We start from the raw sequence: 15,202 nt of genomic DNA, 5'->3' as shown, positions 1-15,202 counted from the left end.
CGCCGGAAACAGAAACCCCGGCCTGGGCCGGGGTCGCTGGAATCATCTTGTGCCTGGAGCGGATCAGTCTTCGGCCTGGGCCTGCGGACGGTCGACCAGCTCGACGTAGGCCATCGGCGCATTGTCACCGGCGCGGAAGCCGCACTTGAGGATGCGCAGGTAGCCGCCCGGGCGCGCCTGGTAGCGCGGGCCCAGGGTGGTGAACAGGTTGCCCACGGCTTCCTTGTCGCGCAGGCGCGAGAACGCGAGGCGGCGGTTGGCGACGCTGTCCACCTTGGCCAGGGTGATCAGCGGCTCGGCGACGCGGCGCAGCTCCTTGGCCTTGGGCAGGGTGGTCTTGATCAGCTCGTGCTTGAACAGCGACGCGGCCATGTTCTTGAACATCGCCTGGCGGTGCGCGCTGGTGCGGTTGAACTTGCGTCCGGCTTTCTGGTGGCGCATGGGTCTGGTTCCTTGTTAGGGCTGTGGCTTTGGACTTCGCTGTCGCCTTCCTGGCGTTGGAACATGGACTGCGGATGGCCCTGGCCGGCATCCCTTGCCGGCTCGTGCCGCGGCCTGGGGCCGTCGGCTGTGTTGCGTTGTTGCTTACCCCAGCATCCCGTGGGTGCTCAGGCCGGCCGGCGGCCAGTTTTCCAGCTTCATGCCGAGCGAGAGGCCGCGTTGGGCCAGCACTTCCTTAATCTCGGTGAGCGACTTCTTGCCCAGGTTCGGGGTCTTGAGCAGCTCCACCTCGGTCTTCTGGATCAGGTCGCCGATGTAGTAGATGCTCTCGGCCTTGAGGCAGTTGGCCGAACGCACGGTCAGCTCCAGGTCGTCGATCGGACGCAGCAGCAGCGGATCCACGCCCGTGGGCTGCGGCTTGCTGGCGCCGCGCTCGCGGTTGGTGAAGTCGCCGAACACCGACAGCTGGTCGGTGAGGATGTCGGCGGCGGTGCGCACGGCTTCCTCGGCGTCGATGGTGCCGTTGGTCTCGATGTCCAGGACGAGCTTGTCCAGGTCGGTGCGCTGCTCCACGCGCGCGGCCTCGACCTCGTACGCCACGCGGCGCACCGGCGAGAACGACGCGTCCAGCATCAGCCGGCCGATGGCGCGGGTCTCTTCATCCGGGTGGCGGCGGGTGGCGGCCGGCTGGTAGCCGAAGCCGCGCTCGATCCGCAGGCGCATGTTGATCGAGGCGTCCTTGGTCAGGGTGCAGATCACGTGGTCGGGGTTGAGCACCTCGACGTTGTGGTCGGTCTTGATGTCGGCCGCGGTGACCGTGCCCGGGCCGGACTTGGCCAGCGACAGGGTCGCCGACTCGCCGGTGCCCATGCGGATGGCGACGTCCTTGAGGTTGAGCAGCACCTCCAGCACGTCCTCCTGCAGGCCCTCGATGGCGCTGTACTCGTGCAGCACGCCGTCGATCTCGACCTCGGTGATCGCGAAACCCGGGATCGAGGACAGCAGCACCCGGCGCAGCGCGTTGCCGAGGGTATGGCCGTAGCCGCGCTCCAGCGGCTCGATCACGACCTTTGCGCGATTGCCGTTCAGGCGCTCGATCTGGGGAGCACGCGGGCGCAGAACCTGGTTGGCGGTAACCGTCATGTTAGTGGCTTCTCCAGCAATGCCGGCACGCGGGGCGGCCGGCCGGGGGGATATCAGGGGCCTGCAGGCGCCAGCGGGAGCACGCTCCCGCGGCAGCCATGGCCATTACTTCGAGTACAGCTCGACGATCAGCGCTTCGTTGATGTCGGCGGGCAGGTCGCCGCGGTCGGGAACCGCCTTGAACACGCCGCTGAACTTCTTGGAATCCACTTCCACCCAGCCCGGCGACAGGTCCATCTGCGAGGACACGTCCAGGGCTTCCTGCACGCGCATCTGCTTCTGGGCCTTTTCCGACAGCGCGATCGCGTCGCCGGCCTTGACCTGGTAGGACGGCAGGTTCACGACCTGGCCGTTGACCGTCACGCCGCGGTGCGAGACCAGCTGGCGCGCGGCCGGGCGGGTCACGGCGAAGCCCATGCGGTAGACGACATTGTCCAGGCGGGTTTCCAGCAGCTGCAGCAGGTTCTCGCCGGTGTTGCCCTTCTTGGTCGAGGCCTTCTTGTAGTAGTTGCGGAACTGGCGCTCGAGCAGGCCGTAGATGCGCTTGACCTTCTGCTTCTCGCGCAGCTGGGTGGCGTAGTCGGACAGCTTGCTGCGGCGGGCGCCGGGGCCAGCACCGTGCTGGCCGGGCTTCTGCTCCAGCTTGCACTTGGAATCCAGCGCGCGGGTCGGGCTCTTGAGGCCCAGGTCGACGCCTTCGCGGCGGGCGAGCTTGCAGGTAGGACCGATGTATCGTGCCATTTCTTATCGCTCCCTCAGACGCGACGCTTCTTCGGCGGACGGCACCCGTTGTGCGGGATCGGCGTCACGTCGATGATGTTGGTGATCTTGTAGCCGACGTTGTTGAGCGAACGCACGGCGGATTCACGACCCGGGCCGGGGCCCTTGATGCGCACTTCCAGCGACTTCAGGCCGTAGTCGAGCGCGACCTTGCCGGCCTTTTCGGCTGCGACCTGGGCTGCGAACGGGGTCGACTTGCGGGAGCCGCGGAAGCCCGCGCCGCCCGAGGTCGCCCAGGAAAGCGCATTGCCCTGGCGGTCGGTGATCGTGATGATCGTATTGTTGAAGGACGCGTGCACGTGGGCGATGCCGTCGGTGACGACGCGCTTGATCTTCTTCCGGGTCTTGGCTGCCGGCTTTGCCATGGCGATTCCTTACTTCCTGATCGGCTTGCGCGGGCCCTTGCGGGTACGCGCGTTGGTGCGGGTGCGCTGACCGCGCAGGGGCAGGCCGCGACGATGGCGAAGGCCGCGGTAGCTGCCCAGGTCCATCAGACGCTTGATCGACATGCCTACTTCACGGCGGAGGTCGCCCTCGACCACGAACTTGCCGACTTCGGCGCGAAGGCGCTCGACTTCCGGCTCCGAAAGATCAACGATGCGGGTCGTCTCATCGACGCCGGCCGCTTCGCAGACCTTCCGGGAACGGGTACGGCCAATGCCGTAGATGCTCTGCAGCCCGACCCAGACATGCTTCTGGGCAGGCAGGTTGACGCCAGCAATTCGCGCCATGACGCGGTCTCCAAACGGTTGGACTGTCCGGACGGCGTCAAACAGGCGCGCATCCGGCAGAGTGAACAAGAAATTGTAACAGGATCTCGGGTTGTCAGGAAGCCCCCGGGCAAACGCCCGGTGACCACGGCATGGGGAGTGTGCCCATGCTCCGGCGACGGGCCGGCGCTGTACCGGATCGGGTTGCCCCGATCCGGCCGTCCCTGCCACTCAGCAGGGAACCGGCGCGGCCCACCCGTGCGCGAGATCGCCGCCCGGGTCGCCCATCCGGATCCGGGCGCGATGTCCCGGGATCCATGCGGCCCCGCGGGGCCGCGTTTGTATACGTTACCGCTTGCCGCCCTTCAGGTTCGCCTTCTTGAGCAGGCTTTCGTACTGGTGCGACATCAGGTGCGCCTGGATCTGGGAGATGAAGTCCATCACCACGATCACCACGATCAGCAGCGAGGTGCCGCCGAAGTAGAACGACGCGTTCAGCTCGGTGCGCATGAACTCCGGAAGCAGGCAGACCACGACCAGGTAGGTCGCGCCCGCCGCGGTGAGCCGGGTCAGCACGCTGTCGATGTACTCGGCGGTGGCCTTGCCCGGACGGATGCCCGGGATCAGCGCGCCGGACTTCTTCAGGTTGTCGGCGGTTTCCTGGCTGTTGAACACCAGCGCCGTGTAGAAAAAGGTGAAACCGGCGATCAGGCCGCCGTAAAGCAGGATGTACAGCGGCTGTCCCGGCGAAAGCGCCTGGGCCGCGCGCTGCAGCCACAGCGCCGAGCCGGCCTGGCCGAACCAGGTCGAGACCGTGGCCGGGAACATGATGATCGACGAGGCGAAGATCGCCGGGATCACGCCGGCCATGTTGAGCTTGAGCGGAAGGAACGAGCTCTGGTTCTGGTAGGCGTTGCGGCCGCCCTGGCGGCGCGCGTAGTTGACCGTGATCCGGCGCTGGCCGCGCTCGATGAACACCACGAAGAAGGTGAAGGCCAGCACGATCGCGCCGATCGTGATCACCGCGATGGGGCTCATGTCGCCGTTGCGGGCCTGCTCCAGCGTGGTGAAGATTGCGCTCGGCAGGCCGGCCACGATGCCGGCGAAGATGATCAGCGAAACGCCGTTGCCGATGCCCCGCTCGGTCACCTGCTCGCCCAGCCACACCAGGAACATGGTGCCGGCGGTCAGGGCCACGATCGCGGTCAGCACGAAGCCCATCCCGGGTGCGTAGACCACGTTCAGGCCGGCGCCCGCGCCCGAGCTCTGCAGCGCGAACGCGATGCCCGCCGACTGGAAGATCGCCAGCGGGATCGCGCCCAGGCGCGACCACTGGGTGATCTTGCGTCGGCCGGACTCGCCCTCGCGCTGGATCGCCTTCAGGCTCGGCACGATCTGCACCATCAGCTGCATGACGATCGAGGCCGAGATGTAGGGGATCACGTTCAGCGCGAACAGGCTGAAGCGCTCCAGCGCGCCACCGGAGAACATGTTGAACATGTCCACGATGGTGCCCTGCTGCTGCTCCATGAGCCGCAGCATGGCATCCGGGTTCACGCCCGGCACCGGGATGTAGCAGCCGATGCGGTAGACCAGCAGCGCACCGGCCACGAACAGCAGGCGCTGCCGCAGCTCGGTGAACTTGCCCAGGCCTGCGCCCAGGCCGCCCATGGCACCAGCGCTACGCGACATCAGGCTTCCTCAATGCTACCGCCGGCAGCCTCGATCGCCGCGCGGGCACCGGCCGTGGCCAGCACGCCCTTGAGCACGAGCTTCTTCGAGACTTCGCCCTTCTTCACGATCTTGGCGCGCTTGGCGGTGGCCGGCACCAGCTTCGCGGCGCGCAGCGCCTTGAAGTCGATCTCCCCGTCCAGCTTGTCCAGCTGGTACAGGAACACCTCGGCGGTGTCGCCGGCCATGCGCGAGCGGAAGCCGATCTTCGGCAGGCGCTTGCGCAGCGGCATCTGGCCGCCTTCGAAGCCGGCCTTGATCTTGCCCTTGCCCGAACGCGCGAAAGTACCCTTGTGGCCGCGGCCGGCGGTCTTGCCCAGGCCCGAACCAATGCCGCGACCGACGCGGGTGCGCTCGGTGCGGGCGCCCTCTGCGGGCTTGAGAGTGTTCATACGCATGGCGATTACTCCTCGACCCGGACCAGGTAATGGACCTTGTTGATCAGGCCCCGCACCTGCGGGCTGTCCTTCAGTTCACGTACGTCGTTGACCTTGCGCAGGCCCAGCGCCTTCACAGACAGCCGGTGACGGCCCTGGGTTCCCTGCAAGCCCTTGACCAGGCGCACCTTGACGGTGCCGCCGGTGGATTCGTTCTTAGCCATGGAGGATCTCCTCGACCTTCTTGCCGCGCTTGGCCGCGATCTTGCCCGGCGAGTGCATCTGCTCCAGGCCCTTGATCGTGGCGCGCACGAGGTTGATCGGGTTGCGCGAGCCGGTGGCCTTGGCCAGCACGTCCTTCACGCCCACCGCTTCGAGCACGGCGCGCATGGCGCCGCCGGCGATCACGCCGGTACCTTCCGAGGCCGGCTGCATGAACACCTGCGCCGCGCCGTGGTTGGACTTGACGGTGTGCCAAAGCGTGCCGCCGCTGAGCTCGATGTTGCGCATGCCCTTGCGGGCCGCTTCCATCGACTTCTGGATCGCGACCGGCACTTCACGCGCCTTGCCGTAGCCGAAGCCGACCCGGCCCTCGCCGTCGCCCACCACCGTCAGCGCGGTGAAGGTGAACTGGCGACCGCCCTTCACCGTCTTCGCCACGCGGTTGACGGTGATCAGCTTCTCGATCATGCCGTCGTCGATTTCCTCGCGTTCGCGGCGATTGCGATCGCGCCCCCGCGGTGCCCTGTCTTCTGCCATTTTTCTGCTGCCTGTGTGGATTCGGGATATGTACGGCTCATGGCCGCTTGTGGTTGGGTGCTGGTGCTGTGTTCCGCTTCGCCGCGCAGAAGGCGGCGGGCGCCCGGTGCAGCCCGCACCGGCAGGTGGCGCATGGGCGGGGCAGGCCCCGCCCGATCGATCAGAACTGCAGGCCGCCCTCGCGGGCCGCATCGGCCAGCGCCTTGACGCGGCCGTGGTAGCGGTAGCCGGAGCGGTCGAAGGCGACCTTCTCGATGCCGGCGGCCTTGGCCTTCTCGGCGATCGCCTTGCCGACCCTGGTGGCGGCCTCGATGTTGTTGAAGGTCTTCAGGCCGTCGCGCACGTCGGCCTGGGTGGTGTTGGCGGCGGCCAGCACCTTCGAGCCATCGGCGGTGAACACCTGCGCATACAGGTGCTGGCCGGTGCGCAGCACCGACAGGCGCGGCACGTCGAGTTCGCGGATGCGCGCGCGGGTGGAGCGGGCGCGGCGCAGGCGGGCGTTCTTCTTGTCCATGGTGTCGTTCTCAGTTGGAAGCGGATCGGCGCGGGGGATCCCGCCTTATGCCTTCTTGGCTTCCTTGCGGATAATGGTCTCGTCGGAGTACTTCACGCCCTTGCCCTTGTAGGGCTCCGGCGGACGGAAGCCGCGGATCTTCGCAGCCACCTGGCCGACCTGCTGCTTGTCGGCACCGGCCACCAGGACCTCGGTCTGGGTCGGGGTGGTGATGGTGATGCCGTCCGGGATCGGGAACAGCACCGGGTGCGAAAAGCCCAGGGTCAGGTTCAGTTCCTTGCCCTGCACGGCGGCACGGTAACCGACGCCCACCAGCTCGAGCTTGCGCTCGAAGCCTTCCGAAACGCCGCGCACCATGTTGTCCACGATCGAGCGGATGGTGCCGGTGATCGCCATGTGCTGCGGTTCGACCGGGGCGAGCACGATGTTGCCGTCCTCGACCTTGAGGTCCACGCCCTCGGGGCGGGCCACGGACAGGGTGCCCTTGGGGCCCTTGACGCTGATCTCGGCGTCCTGGATGTTGATGTCGACGCCCTTGGGCAGGGCAATCGGCTTCTTGGCAATACGGGACATGCTGGTTTCTCCGCTCAGGCCACGAAGCACAGGACCTCGCCGCCGACGCCCTGCTGGCGCGCCTGCGCATCGGTCATGATGCCCTTGGAGGTGGAAATGATGGCGATGCCCAGGCCGTTGAGCACCTTGGGCAGGTCGTCCTTGCCGCGGTACTGGCGCAGGCCCGAGCGCGAGAAGCGCCGCATGTGCTCGATGACGGGCTTGCCTTCGTAGTACTTCAGCTCGACCTCGAGCTGCGGCTTGGCGCCGTCCTCGGTCACGCGGAAATCGGTGATGTAGCCTTCTTCCTTGAGGACGGTGGCGATGGACGCCTTCATCTTCGAGGACGGCATCTTCACCGAGGGCTTGCCAACGGCGGCGGCATTGCGCATGCGCACCAGCATGTCGGCGATGGGATCAGTCATGCTCATGATTGGTTTCCTGCATCGATATCCGAAAGGGTTACCAGGACGCCTTGCGCAGTCCGGGCACGTCGCCACGCATGGTGGCTTCACGCAGCTTGTTGCGGCCCAGGCCGAACTTCGCGTAGACGGCGCGCGGGCGGCCGGTCAGGGCACAGCGGGTGGTCTGGCGGGACGGGGAGGAGTCGCGCGGCAGCTTCTGCAGCTTCGTCACGGCTTCCATCTTCTCGTCGTAGCTGGACGACTCGCTGGAGATGATCTTCTTGAGCTCTTCGCGCTTGGCAGCGTGCCTGGCCGCCAGCTTCTCGCGCTTGACCTCGCGGTTGACCATTGCTTTCTTAGCCATATCTGTACCTTCCTCAGCGGAACGGGAAGCGGAAGGCCTCGAGCAGGGCCTTGGCCTCCTCGTTGGTCTTCGCAGTGGTGGTGATGGCGATATCCATGCCGCGGACCGCGTCGACCTGGTCGAAGTCGATCTCCGGGAAGATGATCTGCTCCTTCACGCCCATGTTGAAGTTGCCACGGCCGTCGAACGAACGCGGCGACACGCCACGGAAGTCGCGCACGCGCGGCAGCGACACGTTCACCAGGCGGTCGAAGAACTCGTACATCCGGGTGCGGCGCAGCGTGACCTTGCAGCCGATCGGCCAGCCGTCACGGATCTTGAACGAGGCAACCGACACGCGCGACTTGGTGATCTTCGGCTTCTGGCCGGAGATCTTGGCCATGTCGGCGGTGGCGTTTTCGAGCACCTTCTTGTTGGCAGCGGCCTCGCCCACGCCCATGTTGAGCGTGATCTTGGTGATTTTCGGCACCTGCATCGGATTGGTGTAGCCGAACTGCTTCATCAGCTTCGGCACCACTTCTTCCTTGTAGAACGTTTCCAGACGGCTCATTTCTTCATTCCTCAGGCGTCGAGCGCCTCACCGCTGGAGCGGAACACCCGGATCCGGCGTCCATCCTCCAGCACCTTGGTACCAATGCGCTCGCCCTTGCCCGAGGCAGGGTTGAACGGCATCACGTTGGACACGTGGATCGAGGCTTCGCGCTCGATCACCCCGCCCGGCTGCCCGGCCTGGGGATTGGGCTTGGTGTGGCGCTTGACGATGTTGACGTTGGAAACGACCACCCGGTCGCCGTCCACGCGCACCACGTCGCCGCGCTTGCCCTTGTCCTTGCCGGCGACCACGATCACCTGGTCGCCCTTCTTGATTCGGTTGATAGCCATTATTCCTGTCCTCCGCTCACAGCACTTCGGGAGCGAGCGAGACGATCTTCATGAACTTCTCGGAGCGCAGCTCGCGGGTGACCGGCCCGAAGATGCGGGTGCCGATCGGCTCGTGCTTGGCGTTCAGCAGCACGGCGGCGTTGCCGTCGAAGCGGATCAGCGAGCCGTCGGGACGGCGCACGCCCTTGCGGGTGCGCACCACCACGGCGTTGTAGACCTCGCCCTTCTTCACCTTGCCGCGCGGAATCGCTTCCTTCACCGACACCTTGATGATGTCGCCGATCGCGGCGTAGCGGCGCTTGGAACCGCCGAGCACCTTGATGCACATCACTTCCCTGGCGCCGGAGTTGTCTGCCACGTCGAGGTGGCTTTCGGTCTGGATCATGTCAGCGCTCCTGTCTTACTCGGCCGCACGCGTGACGATTTCGACCACGCGCCAGTTCTTGGTCTTGGACATCGGCGCGATCTCCACCACGCGGACGGTGTCGCCCTCGTTGCAGGAGTTCTCGGCGTCGTGGGCGTGCAGCTTGCTGGAACGGCGGATGTACTTGCCGTACAGCGCGTGCTTGACCTGGCGCTCGACCAGGACCGTCACGGTCTTGTCCATCTTGTTGCTGACCACCCGGCCTTCGACCGTGCGCAGCTTCTTCTCGGTGTTCTCGTTCATCGTCGGCCTTCCTTACTTCTGCTCGCCAGCGTGCTGGCCCAGCAGGGTGTTCACGCGCGCGATCTCGCGGCGCACGCGGCGGGCGTCGTGGGTCTTGTCCAGCTGCCCGGTGGCCTTCTGCATGCGCAGGGAGAACTGCTCCTTGTGCAGCTCCACCAGGTGCGCCTGCAGCTCCTCGGCCGACTTCTCGCGCAGTTCGTTGATGCTTGCCATGTCAGCGCACCGTCCGGGTCACGAATTGGGTGGTAACCGAGAGCTTGGCGGCGGCCAGGCGGAACGCCTCGCGCGCGGTCGCCTCGTCGACGCCCTCGATCTCGTAGATCATGCGGCCGGGCTGGATCTGGGCAACCCAGTACTCCACGTTGCCCTTGCCCTTGCCCATGCGCACTTCGATCGGCTTCTTGGTGATCGGCTTGTCCGGGAACACGCGGATCCACATCTTGCCGCCGCGCTTGACGTGGCGGCTGATCGAACGGCGGCCGGCCTCGATCTGGCGGGCGGTGATCTGCCCGGTCTGGGTGGCCTTGAGCCCGAACTCGCCGAAGCTGACGAGGTTGCCGCTCCACGACAGGCCCTCGTTGCGGCCCTTGTGCATCTTGCGGTACTTGGTTCGCTTGGGTTGCAGCATGATTAGTCCCTCGCCTCGCGATCACGGCGCGGCCCGCGCGGGCGCTCGCCGCGCCCGTCACGATCGCCGCGCGGCGAATCGTCCTGCTTTTCCTGGCCGACCTGGCTGAAATCGAAGATCTCGCCCTTGTAGACCCATACCTTGATGCCGATGATCCCGTAGGTGGTACGGGCCTCGGCGAAGCCGTAGTCCACGTCCGCGCGCAGGGTGTGCAGCGGCACGCGGCCTTCGCGGTACCACTCCGAGCGCGCGATCTCGGCGCCGTTCAGGCGGCCGGCGACGTTGACCCGGATGCCCAGGGCGCCCAGGCGCATCGCGTTGCCGACGGCGCGCTTCATCGCGCGGCGGAACATGATGCGGCGCTCGAGCTGCTGGGCGATCGACTCGGCCACCAGCTGGGCGTCCAGCTCCGGCTTGCGCACCTCGGTGACGTTGATGTGCGCCGGGACGCCCATCATGTCGCTCACTTCCTTGCGCAGCTTCTCGATGTCCTCGCCGCGCTTGCCGATCACCACGCCCGGGCGGGCGGTGTGGATCGTCACCCGCGCGGTCTTGGCCGGACGCTCGATCATGATCCTGCTGATGCCGGCCTGGGCCAGCTTCTTGCGGAGCATCTCGCGGACCTTCAGGTCGGCGGTCAGGTACTCGGCGTATTCCTTCTTGCCGGCGTACCACTTGGAATTCCAGTCCTTGGAGATGCCCAGGCGAATGCCGGTGGGATGAACTTTATGACCCATGTTTACTTGCCCTTTCCGGTGGCTTCGCCCACCACCACGGTGATGTGGCTGGTGCGCTTGAGGATGCGGGTGCCGCGCCCCTTGGCGCGCGCCATGAACCGCTTCAGCGTCGGGCCCTCGTCCACCATGATGGTGGTCACCGACAGCTCGTCGACGTCGGCGCCCTGGTTGTTCTCGGCGTTGGCGATGGCCGACTCCACCACCTTGCGGATCAGGTGGGCGGCCTTCTTGTCCGAGAAACGGAGCAGGTTGACGGCGCGCTCGGCCGGCAGGCCACGCACCTGGTCGGCGACCAGGCGGGCCTTCTGCGGGGAGATGCGCGCGGTGCGCAGGATTGCCTTGGCTTCCATCATCATCTCCTTACCGCGACTTCTTGTCGCCGCTGTGACCCTTGAAGGTGCGGGTCAGGGCGAACTCGCCGAGCTTGTGGCCGACCATGTTCTCGTTGATCAGCACCGGGATATGGTTGCGGCCGTTGTGCACGGCGATGGTGTAACCCACCATTTCCGGCAGGATCATCGAACGGCGCGACCAGGTCTTGATCGGGCGCTTGCTGGTGCCCGCGGCCTCCACCTTCTTGATGAGGTGGTGGTCGATGAAGGGACCCTTCTTAAGTGAACGTGCCATGGTCGATCAGCTCCTGCGGTCGCGCACGATGAACTTCTGGGTGCGCTTGTTGTGACGCGTCTTGTAACCCTTGGTCGGCACACCCCACGGGGTGACCGGGTGCGGGTTGCCCTGCCCGGCCTTGGCCTCGCCGCCACCGTGCGGGTGGTCGACCGGGTTCATGGCCGCGCCGCGGACGGTCGGCTTGATGCCGCGCCAGCGCTTGGCACCGGCCTTGCCCAGCTTCTGCAGGTTGTGCTCGACGTTGCCGACTTCACCGATGGTGGCGCGGCACTCGCTGGGCACCCGGCGCATCTCGCCCGAACGCAGGCGAAGCGTGGCGTAGGTGCCCTCGCGGGCCACCAGCTGCACGCCGGCACCGGCGGCGCGGGCCATCTGCGCGCCCTTGCCCGGCTTCATCTCGATGCAGTGCACCGTGGAGCCCAGCGGGATGTTGCGCAGCGGCAGGGTGTTGCCAACCTTGATCGGCGCATCCGAACCGGCCATCACCTGGTCGCCGGCCTTCAGGCCGCGCGGGGCGATGATGTAGCGGCGCTCGCCGTCCACGTACACCAGCAGCGCGATGTGCGCGGTGCGGTTGGGGTCGTACTCGATCCGCTCCACCCGCGCCGGAATGCCTTCCTTGTTGCGCTTGAAGTCGATGATGCGGTAGTGCTGCTTGTGGCCACCGCCGATGTGGCGGGTGGTGATGCGGCCGTGGTGGTTGCGGCCACCGGTGCGGCTCTTCTTCTCCAGCAGCGGCGCATGCGGTTCACCCTTGTGCAGCTCGGGCGAGACCACGCGGACCGCGGAGCGGCGGCCGGCTGAAGTGGGCTTGAATTTCATCAAAGGCATGGGACTGGATCCTGTTTGTATGGAGTCCTGATCGGATCAGGGCTCCGTCAGACCTTGGCCGTCATCACGTCGATCGCCTGGCCCTCGGCCAGGGTCACGTACGCCTTGCGCCAGTCGCCGCGGCGGCCGGCACGGAAGCGGAAGGACTTGTTCTTGCCCTTCACGTTGACCACGTTCACCGCCTGGACCTGGACGTCGAAAAGCTTCTCGACCGCGGCCTTGATGTCGGCCTTGGTGGCATCACGGGCGACTTCAAACGCGTACTGGTTGGAGAGCTCCTGCAGGCGCGCGGTCTTTTCGGACACGCGGGGCGCGCGGATCACTTCATAGAGCTTTGCCTCGTTCATGCCAGCCACTCCTCGATCTTCTTCACGGCATCGGTGGTGATCAGCACGTTGTCGGCGCCGACCAGCGCGACCGGATCCAGGCCCTGCACGTCGCGGATCTCCACGTACGGCAGGTTGCGCGCCGACAGGTACAGGTTCTCGGAGGCTTCCTCGGTGACGATCAGCGGACGCTTGCCCAGATCGAACTCCTTGAGCCTGGCGACCAGGCCGCTGGTCTTCGGGGCGTCGATGTCGAACGACTCCACGACCATCAGCCGGCCCTGCCGGTTGAGCTCGGACAGGATCGAGGCCATCGCCGCGCGGTACATCTTGCGGTTGACCTTCTGGCTGAAGTTGCGCGGGCTGGCCGCGAACGTCACGCCACCGCCGCGGAAGATCGGAGCGGTCAGGGCGCCGTGGCGGGCGCCACCACCCTTCTGCTTCTTCGACTTCTTGGTGGTGCCGGCGACTTCCGAACGCGTCTTCTGCGCCTTGGTGCCGGCGCGGCCCGCGTTGCGGTAGGCGACGACGACCTGGTGCACCAGATCTTCGCTGAAGTCGCGCCCGAACACCGCCTCGGAAACGGTCAGCGCTTCTTTGCTGTTATTGATGGCAAGTTCCATCGTGCTGCTCCTCAACCCTTGCTCGCGGGACGCACGATCACGTCACCGCCCGGCGCGCCCGGCACCGCGCCCTTGATTGCGATCAGGCCGCGCTCGGCGTCGACCCGCACCACCTCAAGGTTCTGCGTGCTCTGGCGCACTGCGCCCATGTGGCCGGACATCTTCTTGCCCGGGAAGACGCGGCCCGGGGTCTGGCGCTGGCCCAGCGAACCGGGCGAGCGGTGCGACAGCGAGTTGCCGTGCGTGGCGTCGCCCATGCTGAAGTTCCAGCGCTTGATCGTGCCCTGGAAACCCTTGCCCTTGGTCACGCCCTGGACGTCGACCATCTGGCCGACTTCGAAGATGTCGGCCTTGATCTCGCCGCCGACGGCGAGCTCGCCCAGGTCGTCCACGCGCAGCTCCCACAGGCCGCGGCCGGCTTCCACCTTGGCCTTGGCCAGGTGGCCGGTTTCCGGCTTGTTGATCAGCGACGCGCGCTTGTGCCCGGCGGTGACCTGCACCGCGGTGTAGCCGTCGGTGTCGACCGTCTTCACCTGGGTGATGCGGTTCGGGGTGGCTTCGATCAGGGTGACCGGGATGGACTGGCCGTCCTCGGTGAACACCCGGCTCATGCCGGCCTTGCGACCGACGATTCCCAGCGAATACTTCTTCGCAGTCATGTCAGTGGCCTCAGGTCAGCTTGATCTGGACGTCGACGCCGGCCGCGAGCTCGAGCTTCATCAGCGCGTCCACGGTCTTGTCGTTGGGGTCGACGATGTCGAGCACGCGCTTGTGCGTGCGGGTTTCATACTGGTCGCGCGCGTCCTTGTCGACGTGCGGCGAGGTCAGGATGGTGTAGCGCTCGATCTTGGTCGGCAGCGGGATCGGGCCCCGCACCTGGGCGCCGGTGCGCCGCGCGGTTTCGACGATCTCGCTCGCCGAGCGATCGATCAGGCGATGATCGAAGGCCTTGAGCCGGATCCGGATCTTTTGGTCCGCCATGAGACGAAGTTCCTTGGTTAAAGAGCGACGGGCCCTGCGGCTGGATGCGCAAAACCCCGTGGAATCAAAGACTTTCCGGCCCGTTACCGCCAGCCCGGGAGTATCCCTTGGGAAAAATCAAGGCAGGCCGGTTGCCCGACCCGCCCAGACGGAGAACTGCAAGCGTGACAATGTGCCCCTGCCGTGAATGTCCCGAAGAACTTCGGGACGACGGGGGCGCTGCCGCGCGACATATTCCCTGTCTGGCGAAAACGAGGTGCTTCCTGCTCCTCATTTCGCTGTTTCGCGGGCCCGATGAAGCTGGATCCGCGAGTGAGTTGGCCATTGTGAGGCAAGTCGGCCTGCCATGCAAGCCCCTTTTCAACCCAGGCTGGCCGGGGCGGCCCGGAGGCCGCCCGGCTGCATGCTTACTTGACGATCTTGGCCACCACGCCGGCGCCGACGGTGCGGCCGCCTTCGCGGATCGCGAAGCGCAGGCCCTCGTCCATCGCCACCGGGTTGATCAGCTCAACCGACATCTTCACGTTGTCGCCCGGCATCACCATCTCCACGCCCTCGGGCAGGGTGACGGCGCCGGTGATGTCCGTAGTGCGGAAGTAGAACTGCGGGCGGTAGCCCTTGAAGAACGGCGTGTGACGGCCGCCCTCGTCCTTGCTCAGCACGTACACCTCGGCCTCGAAGCTGGTGTGCGGGGTGATCGAACCCGGCTTGGCCAGCACCTGGCCGCGCTCCACGTCGTCACGCTTGGTGCCGCGCAGCAGCAGGCCCGCGTTATCGCCCGCCTGGCCCTGGTCGAGCAGCTTGCGGAACATCTCAACGCCGGTCACCGTGGTCTTGGTGGTCGGGCGGATGCCCACGATCTCGACTTCCTCGCCCACCTTGATCACGCCGCGCTCGATGCGCCCGGTCACCACGGTGCCGCGGCCCGAGATCGAGAACACGTCCTCGACCGGCATCAGGAAGTTCTTGTCCACGTCGCGCTCGGGCTCCGGGATCCAGCTGTCCAGCGCGTCCACCAGCTTCAGGATCGCCGGAACGCCGATGTCGGACTGGTCGCCTTCCAGCGCCTTGAGCGCCGAACCCTTGATGATCGGGGTGTCGTCGCCGGGGAACTCGTACTTG

The 15,202-nt window shown here is 66.3% G+C and carries 28 protein-coding genes; all 28 read right to left on the bottom strand.

Translation table 11 applies throughout. From position 1 onward, the window contains the following. Positions 1 to 63: 63 nt before the first annotated feature. Positions 64 to 441, bottom strand: a complete 378-nt coding sequence (rplQ, locus tag ACOZ90_RS12235) for a 50S ribosomal protein L17 (RefSeq protein ID WP_422893930.1) — start codon at positions 439 to 441, stop codon at positions 64 to 66. 144 nt (positions 442 to 585) lie between these two features. Next, entirely contained in the window at positions 586 to 1,584 is a 999-nt protein-coding gene (locus tag ACOZ90_RS12230; RefSeq protein WP_422893929.1) for a DNA-directed RNA polymerase subunit alpha, read from the bottom strand. A 105-nt stretch (positions 1,585 to 1,689) separates the two neighbouring features. Next, a complete protein-coding gene (rpsD, locus tag ACOZ90_RS12225; RefSeq protein ID WP_422893928.1) occupies positions 1,690 to 2,325 on the bottom strand; it encodes a 30S ribosomal protein S4 in 636 nt (211 codons plus the stop codon). A 14-nt stretch (positions 2,326 to 2,339) separates the two neighbouring features. Continuing rightward, positions 2,340 to 2,729 carry a 30S ribosomal protein S11 gene (gene rpsK, locus ACOZ90_RS12220; protein ID WP_422893927.1) on the bottom strand — a complete coding sequence of 130 codons (390 nt, stop codon included), beginning with the start codon at positions 2,727 to 2,729 and terminating at the stop codon, positions 2,340 to 2,342. 9 nt (positions 2,730 to 2,738) lie between these two features. Then, the gene (gene rpsM / locus ACOZ90_RS12215; RefSeq protein WP_422893926.1) at positions 2,739 to 3,095 is read right to left on the bottom strand and encodes a 30S ribosomal protein S13; all 357 of its coding nucleotides are present in this window, start codon (positions 3,093 to 3,095) and stop codon (positions 2,739 to 2,741) included. Positions 3,096 to 3,422: 327 nt separating this feature from the next. Beyond that, positions 3,423 to 4,766, bottom strand: coding sequence for a preprotein translocase subunit SecY (gene secY, locus ACOZ90_RS12210; protein WP_422893925.1), 1,344 nt, complete (start codon positions 4,764 to 4,766; stop codon positions 3,423 to 3,425). Next, positions 4,766 to 5,203, bottom strand: coding sequence for a 50S ribosomal protein L15 (gene rplO / locus ACOZ90_RS12205; protein WP_422893924.1), 438 nt, complete (start codon positions 5,201 to 5,203; stop codon positions 4,766 to 4,768). Before rplO ends, secY begins: the two co-directional genes overlap by 1 nt. Positions 5,204 to 5,208: 5 nt before the next feature. Continuing rightward, positions 5,209 to 5,406: a 50S ribosomal protein L30 gene (rpmD, locus tag ACOZ90_RS12200; RefSeq protein WP_095206945.1), complete on the bottom strand. Its 198-nt coding sequence runs from the start codon at positions 5,404 to 5,406 to the stop codon at positions 5,209 to 5,211. Then, positions 5,399 to 5,941: a 30S ribosomal protein S5 gene (gene rpsE / locus ACOZ90_RS12195; protein ID WP_422893923.1), complete on the bottom strand. Its 543-nt coding sequence runs from the start codon at positions 5,939 to 5,941 to the stop codon at positions 5,399 to 5,401. Before rpsE ends, rpmD begins: the two co-directional genes overlap by 8 nt. Positions 5,942 to 6,101: 160 nt before the next feature. Beyond that, positions 6,102 to 6,455 carry a 50S ribosomal protein L18 gene (gene rplR / locus ACOZ90_RS12190; protein ID WP_422893922.1) on the bottom strand — a complete coding sequence of 118 codons (354 nt, stop codon included), beginning with the start codon at positions 6,453 to 6,455 and terminating at the stop codon, positions 6,102 to 6,104. A gap of 45 nt (positions 6,456 to 6,500) precedes the next feature. Next, positions 6,501 to 7,028: a 50S ribosomal protein L6 gene (gene rplF / locus ACOZ90_RS12185; RefSeq protein WP_422893921.1), complete on the bottom strand. Its 528-nt coding sequence runs from the start codon at positions 7,026 to 7,028 to the stop codon at positions 6,501 to 6,503. Between the two features lie 14 nt (positions 7,029 to 7,042). Next, a complete protein-coding gene (gene rpsH, locus ACOZ90_RS12180) occupies positions 7,043 to 7,438 on the bottom strand; it encodes a 30S ribosomal protein S8 (RefSeq protein ID WP_422893920.1) in 396 nt (131 codons plus the stop codon). Positions 7,439 to 7,469: 31 nt separating this feature from the next. Continuing rightward, positions 7,470 to 7,775, bottom strand: coding sequence for a 30S ribosomal protein S14 (rpsN, locus tag ACOZ90_RS12175; protein ID WP_422893919.1), 306 nt, complete (start codon positions 7,773 to 7,775; stop codon positions 7,470 to 7,472). Positions 7,776 to 7,788: 13 nt separating this feature from the next. Then, positions 7,789 to 8,325 (bottom strand): 50S ribosomal protein L5, encoded by a 537-nt coding sequence (gene rplE, locus ACOZ90_RS12170; RefSeq protein ID WP_422893918.1) that lies wholly within the window; start codon positions 8,323 to 8,325, stop codon positions 7,789 to 7,791. 11 nt (positions 8,326 to 8,336) lie between these two features. Continuing rightward, positions 8,337 to 8,657, bottom strand: a complete 321-nt coding sequence (rplX, locus tag ACOZ90_RS12165; RefSeq protein ID WP_422893917.1) for a 50S ribosomal protein L24 — start codon at positions 8,655 to 8,657, stop codon at positions 8,337 to 8,339. A 16-nt stretch (positions 8,658 to 8,673) separates the two neighbouring features. Further along, a complete protein-coding gene (gene rplN, locus ACOZ90_RS12160) occupies positions 8,674 to 9,042 on the bottom strand; it encodes a 50S ribosomal protein L14 (RefSeq protein ID WP_422893916.1) in 369 nt (122 codons plus the stop codon). Positions 9,043 to 9,057: 15 nt separating this feature from the next. Further along, positions 9,058 to 9,324 (bottom strand): 30S ribosomal protein S17, encoded by a 267-nt coding sequence (gene rpsQ / locus ACOZ90_RS12155; protein WP_422893915.1) that lies wholly within the window; start codon positions 9,322 to 9,324, stop codon positions 9,058 to 9,060. A gap of 12 nt (positions 9,325 to 9,336) precedes the next feature. Then, a complete protein-coding gene (rpmC, locus tag ACOZ90_RS12150; protein WP_422893914.1) occupies positions 9,337 to 9,537 on the bottom strand; it encodes a 50S ribosomal protein L29 in 201 nt (66 codons plus the stop codon). A gap of 1 nt (position 9,538) precedes the next feature. Further along, positions 9,539 to 9,952: a 50S ribosomal protein L16 gene (gene rplP, locus ACOZ90_RS12145; RefSeq protein ID WP_422893913.1), complete on the bottom strand. Its 414-nt coding sequence runs from the start codon at positions 9,950 to 9,952 to the stop codon at positions 9,539 to 9,541. 2 nt (positions 9,953 to 9,954) lie between these two features. After that, complete coding sequence (gene rpsC, locus ACOZ90_RS12140; RefSeq protein ID WP_422893912.1) at positions 9,955 to 10,689, bottom strand: 30S ribosomal protein S3; 735 nt, start codon at positions 10,687 to 10,689, stop codon at positions 9,955 to 9,957. A 2-nt stretch (positions 10,690 to 10,691) separates the two neighbouring features. Continuing rightward, entirely contained in the window at positions 10,692 to 11,039 is a 348-nt protein-coding gene (rplV, locus tag ACOZ90_RS12135) for a 50S ribosomal protein L22 (protein WP_422893911.1), read from the bottom strand. A 10-nt stretch (positions 11,040 to 11,049) separates the two neighbouring features. Next, positions 11,050 to 11,316, bottom strand: a complete 267-nt coding sequence (gene rpsS, locus ACOZ90_RS12130; protein WP_422893910.1) for a 30S ribosomal protein S19 — start codon at positions 11,314 to 11,316, stop codon at positions 11,050 to 11,052. Between the two features lie 6 nt (positions 11,317 to 11,322). Continuing rightward, a complete protein-coding gene (gene rplB, locus ACOZ90_RS12125; RefSeq protein WP_422893909.1) occupies positions 11,323 to 12,150 on the bottom strand; it encodes a 50S ribosomal protein L2 in 828 nt (275 codons plus the stop codon). Positions 12,151 to 12,197: 47 nt separating this feature from the next. After that, entirely contained in the window at positions 12,198 to 12,497 is a 300-nt protein-coding gene (rplW, locus tag ACOZ90_RS12120; protein WP_422893908.1) for a 50S ribosomal protein L23, read from the bottom strand. Continuing rightward, complete coding sequence (rplD, locus tag ACOZ90_RS12115; RefSeq protein ID WP_422893907.1) at positions 12,494 to 13,099, bottom strand: 50S ribosomal protein L4; 606 nt, start codon at positions 13,097 to 13,099, stop codon at positions 12,494 to 12,496. The genes rplW and rplD overlap by 4 nt, the downstream gene beginning before the upstream one ends. Before the next feature lie 11 nt (positions 13,100 to 13,110). Then, positions 13,111 to 13,758, bottom strand: a complete 648-nt coding sequence (gene rplC, locus ACOZ90_RS12110) for a 50S ribosomal protein L3 (protein ID WP_422893906.1) — start codon at positions 13,756 to 13,758, stop codon at positions 13,111 to 13,113. Between the two features lie 10 nt (positions 13,759 to 13,768). Continuing rightward, a complete protein-coding gene (gene rpsJ, locus ACOZ90_RS12105; RefSeq protein WP_422893905.1) occupies positions 13,769 to 14,080 on the bottom strand; it encodes a 30S ribosomal protein S10 in 312 nt (103 codons plus the stop codon). Between the two features lie 407 nt (positions 14,081 to 14,487). After that, positions 14,488 to 15,202: EF-Tu C-terminal domain-related protein (locus tag ACOZ90_RS12100; RefSeq protein ID WP_422893904.1), on the bottom strand; the 715-nt coding region annotated here is incomplete at its 5' end.

The organism is Luteimonas dalianensis, from assembly GCF_049339425.1.
GTDB classification, from domain to species: domain Bacteria; phylum Pseudomonadota; class Gammaproteobacteria; order Xanthomonadales; family Xanthomonadaceae; genus Luteimonas; species Luteimonas dalianensis.
This window is presented reverse-complemented; position numbering and strand designations above follow the sequence as displayed.

Excerpts from the sequence above, each read along its gene's own strand:
- ACOZ90_RS12230 (WP_422893929.1), bottom strand. The coding sequence starts at position 1,584 with ATGACGGTTACCGCCAACCAGGTTCTGCGCCCGCGTGCTCCCCAGATC.
- secY (WP_422893925.1), bottom strand. The coding sequence starts at position 4,766 with ATGTCGCGTAGCGCTGGTGCCATGGGCGGCCTGGGCGCAGGCCTGGGC.
- rplO (WP_422893924.1), bottom strand. The coding sequence starts at position 5,203 with ATGCGTATGAACACTCTCAAGCCCGCAGAGGGCGCCCGCACCGAGCGC.
- rpmD (WP_095206945.1), bottom strand. The coding sequence starts at position 5,406 with ATGGCTAAGAACGAATCCACCGGCGGCACCGTCAAGGTGCGCCTGGTC.
- rpsM (WP_422893926.1), bottom strand. The coding sequence starts at position 3,095 with ATGGCGCGAATTGCTGGCGTCAACCTGCCTGCCCAGAAGCATGTCTGG.
- rpsS (WP_422893910.1), bottom strand. The coding sequence starts at position 11,316 with ATGGCACGTTCACTTAAGAAGGGTCCCTTCATCGACCACCACCTCATC.
- rplD (WP_422893907.1), bottom strand. The coding sequence starts at position 13,099 with ATGGAACTTGCCATCAATAACAGCAAAGAAGCGCTGACCGTTTCCGAG.
- rpsD (WP_422893928.1), bottom strand. The coding sequence starts at position 2,325 with ATGGCACGATACATCGGTCCTACCTGCAAGCTCGCCCGCCGCGAAGGC.
- rplV (WP_422893911.1), bottom strand. The coding sequence starts at position 11,039 with ATGGAAGCCAAGGCAATCCTGCGCACCGCGCGCATCTCCCCGCAGAAG.
- rpmC (WP_422893914.1), bottom strand. The coding sequence starts at position 9,537 with ATGGCAAGCATCAACGAACTGCGCGAGAAGTCGGCCGAGGAGCTGCAG.
- rpsN (WP_422893919.1), bottom strand. The coding sequence starts at position 7,775 with ATGGCTAAGAAAGCAATGGTCAACCGCGAGGTCAAGCGCGAGAAGCTG.
- rpsH (WP_422893920.1), bottom strand. The coding sequence starts at position 7,438 with ATGAGCATGACTGATCCCATCGCCGACATGCTGGTGCGCATGCGCAAT.
- rplE (WP_422893918.1), bottom strand. The coding sequence starts at position 8,325 with ATGAGCCGTCTGGAAACGTTCTACAAGGAAGAAGTGGTGCCGAAGCTG.
- rplQ (WP_422893930.1), bottom strand. The coding sequence starts at position 441 with ATGCGCCACCAGAAAGCCGGACGCAAGTTCAACCGCACCAGCGCGCAC.
- rpsC (WP_422893912.1), bottom strand. The coding sequence starts at position 10,689 with ATGGGTCATAAAGTTCATCCCACCGGCATTCGCCTGGGCATCTCCAAG.
- rplW (WP_422893908.1), bottom strand. The coding sequence starts at position 12,497 with ATGAACGAGGCAAAGCTCTATGAAGTGATCCGCGCGCCCCGCGTGTCC.
- rplC (WP_422893906.1), bottom strand. The coding sequence starts at position 13,758 with ATGACTGCGAAGAAGTATTCGCTGGGAATCGTCGGTCGCAAGGCCGGC.
- rplR (WP_422893922.1), bottom strand. The coding sequence starts at position 6,455 with ATGGACAAGAAGAACGCCCGCCTGCGCCGCGCCCGCTCCACCCGCGCG.
- rpsE (WP_422893923.1), bottom strand. The coding sequence starts at position 5,941 with ATGGCAGAAGACAGGGCACCGCGGGGGCGCGATCGCAATCGCCGCGAA.
- rplN (WP_422893916.1), bottom strand. The coding sequence starts at position 9,042 with ATGATCCAGACCGAAAGCCACCTCGACGTGGCAGACAACTCCGGCGCC.
- rplX (WP_422893917.1), bottom strand. The coding sequence starts at position 8,657 with ATGGCTATCAACCGAATCAAGAAGGGCGACCAGGTGATCGTGGTCGCC.
- rpsK (WP_422893927.1), bottom strand. The coding sequence starts at position 2,729 with ATGGCAAAGCCGGCAGCCAAGACCCGGAAGAAGATCAAGCGCGTCGTC.
- rplB (WP_422893909.1), bottom strand. The coding sequence starts at position 12,150 with ATGCCTTTGATGAAATTCAAGCCCACTTCAGCCGGCCGCCGCTCCGCG.
- rplP (WP_422893913.1), bottom strand. The coding sequence starts at position 9,952 with ATGCTGCAACCCAAGCGAACCAAGTACCGCAAGATGCACAAGGGCCGC.
- rpsQ (WP_422893915.1), bottom strand. The coding sequence starts at position 9,324 with ATGAACGAGAACACCGAGAAGAAGCTGCGCACGGTCGAAGGCCGGGTG.
- rpsJ (WP_422893905.1), bottom strand. The coding sequence starts at position 14,080 with ATGGCGGACCAAAAGATCCGGATCCGGCTCAAGGCCTTCGATCATCGC.
- rplF (WP_422893921.1), bottom strand. The coding sequence starts at position 7,028 with ATGTCCCGTATTGCCAAGAAGCCGATTGCCCTGCCCAAGGGCGTCGAC.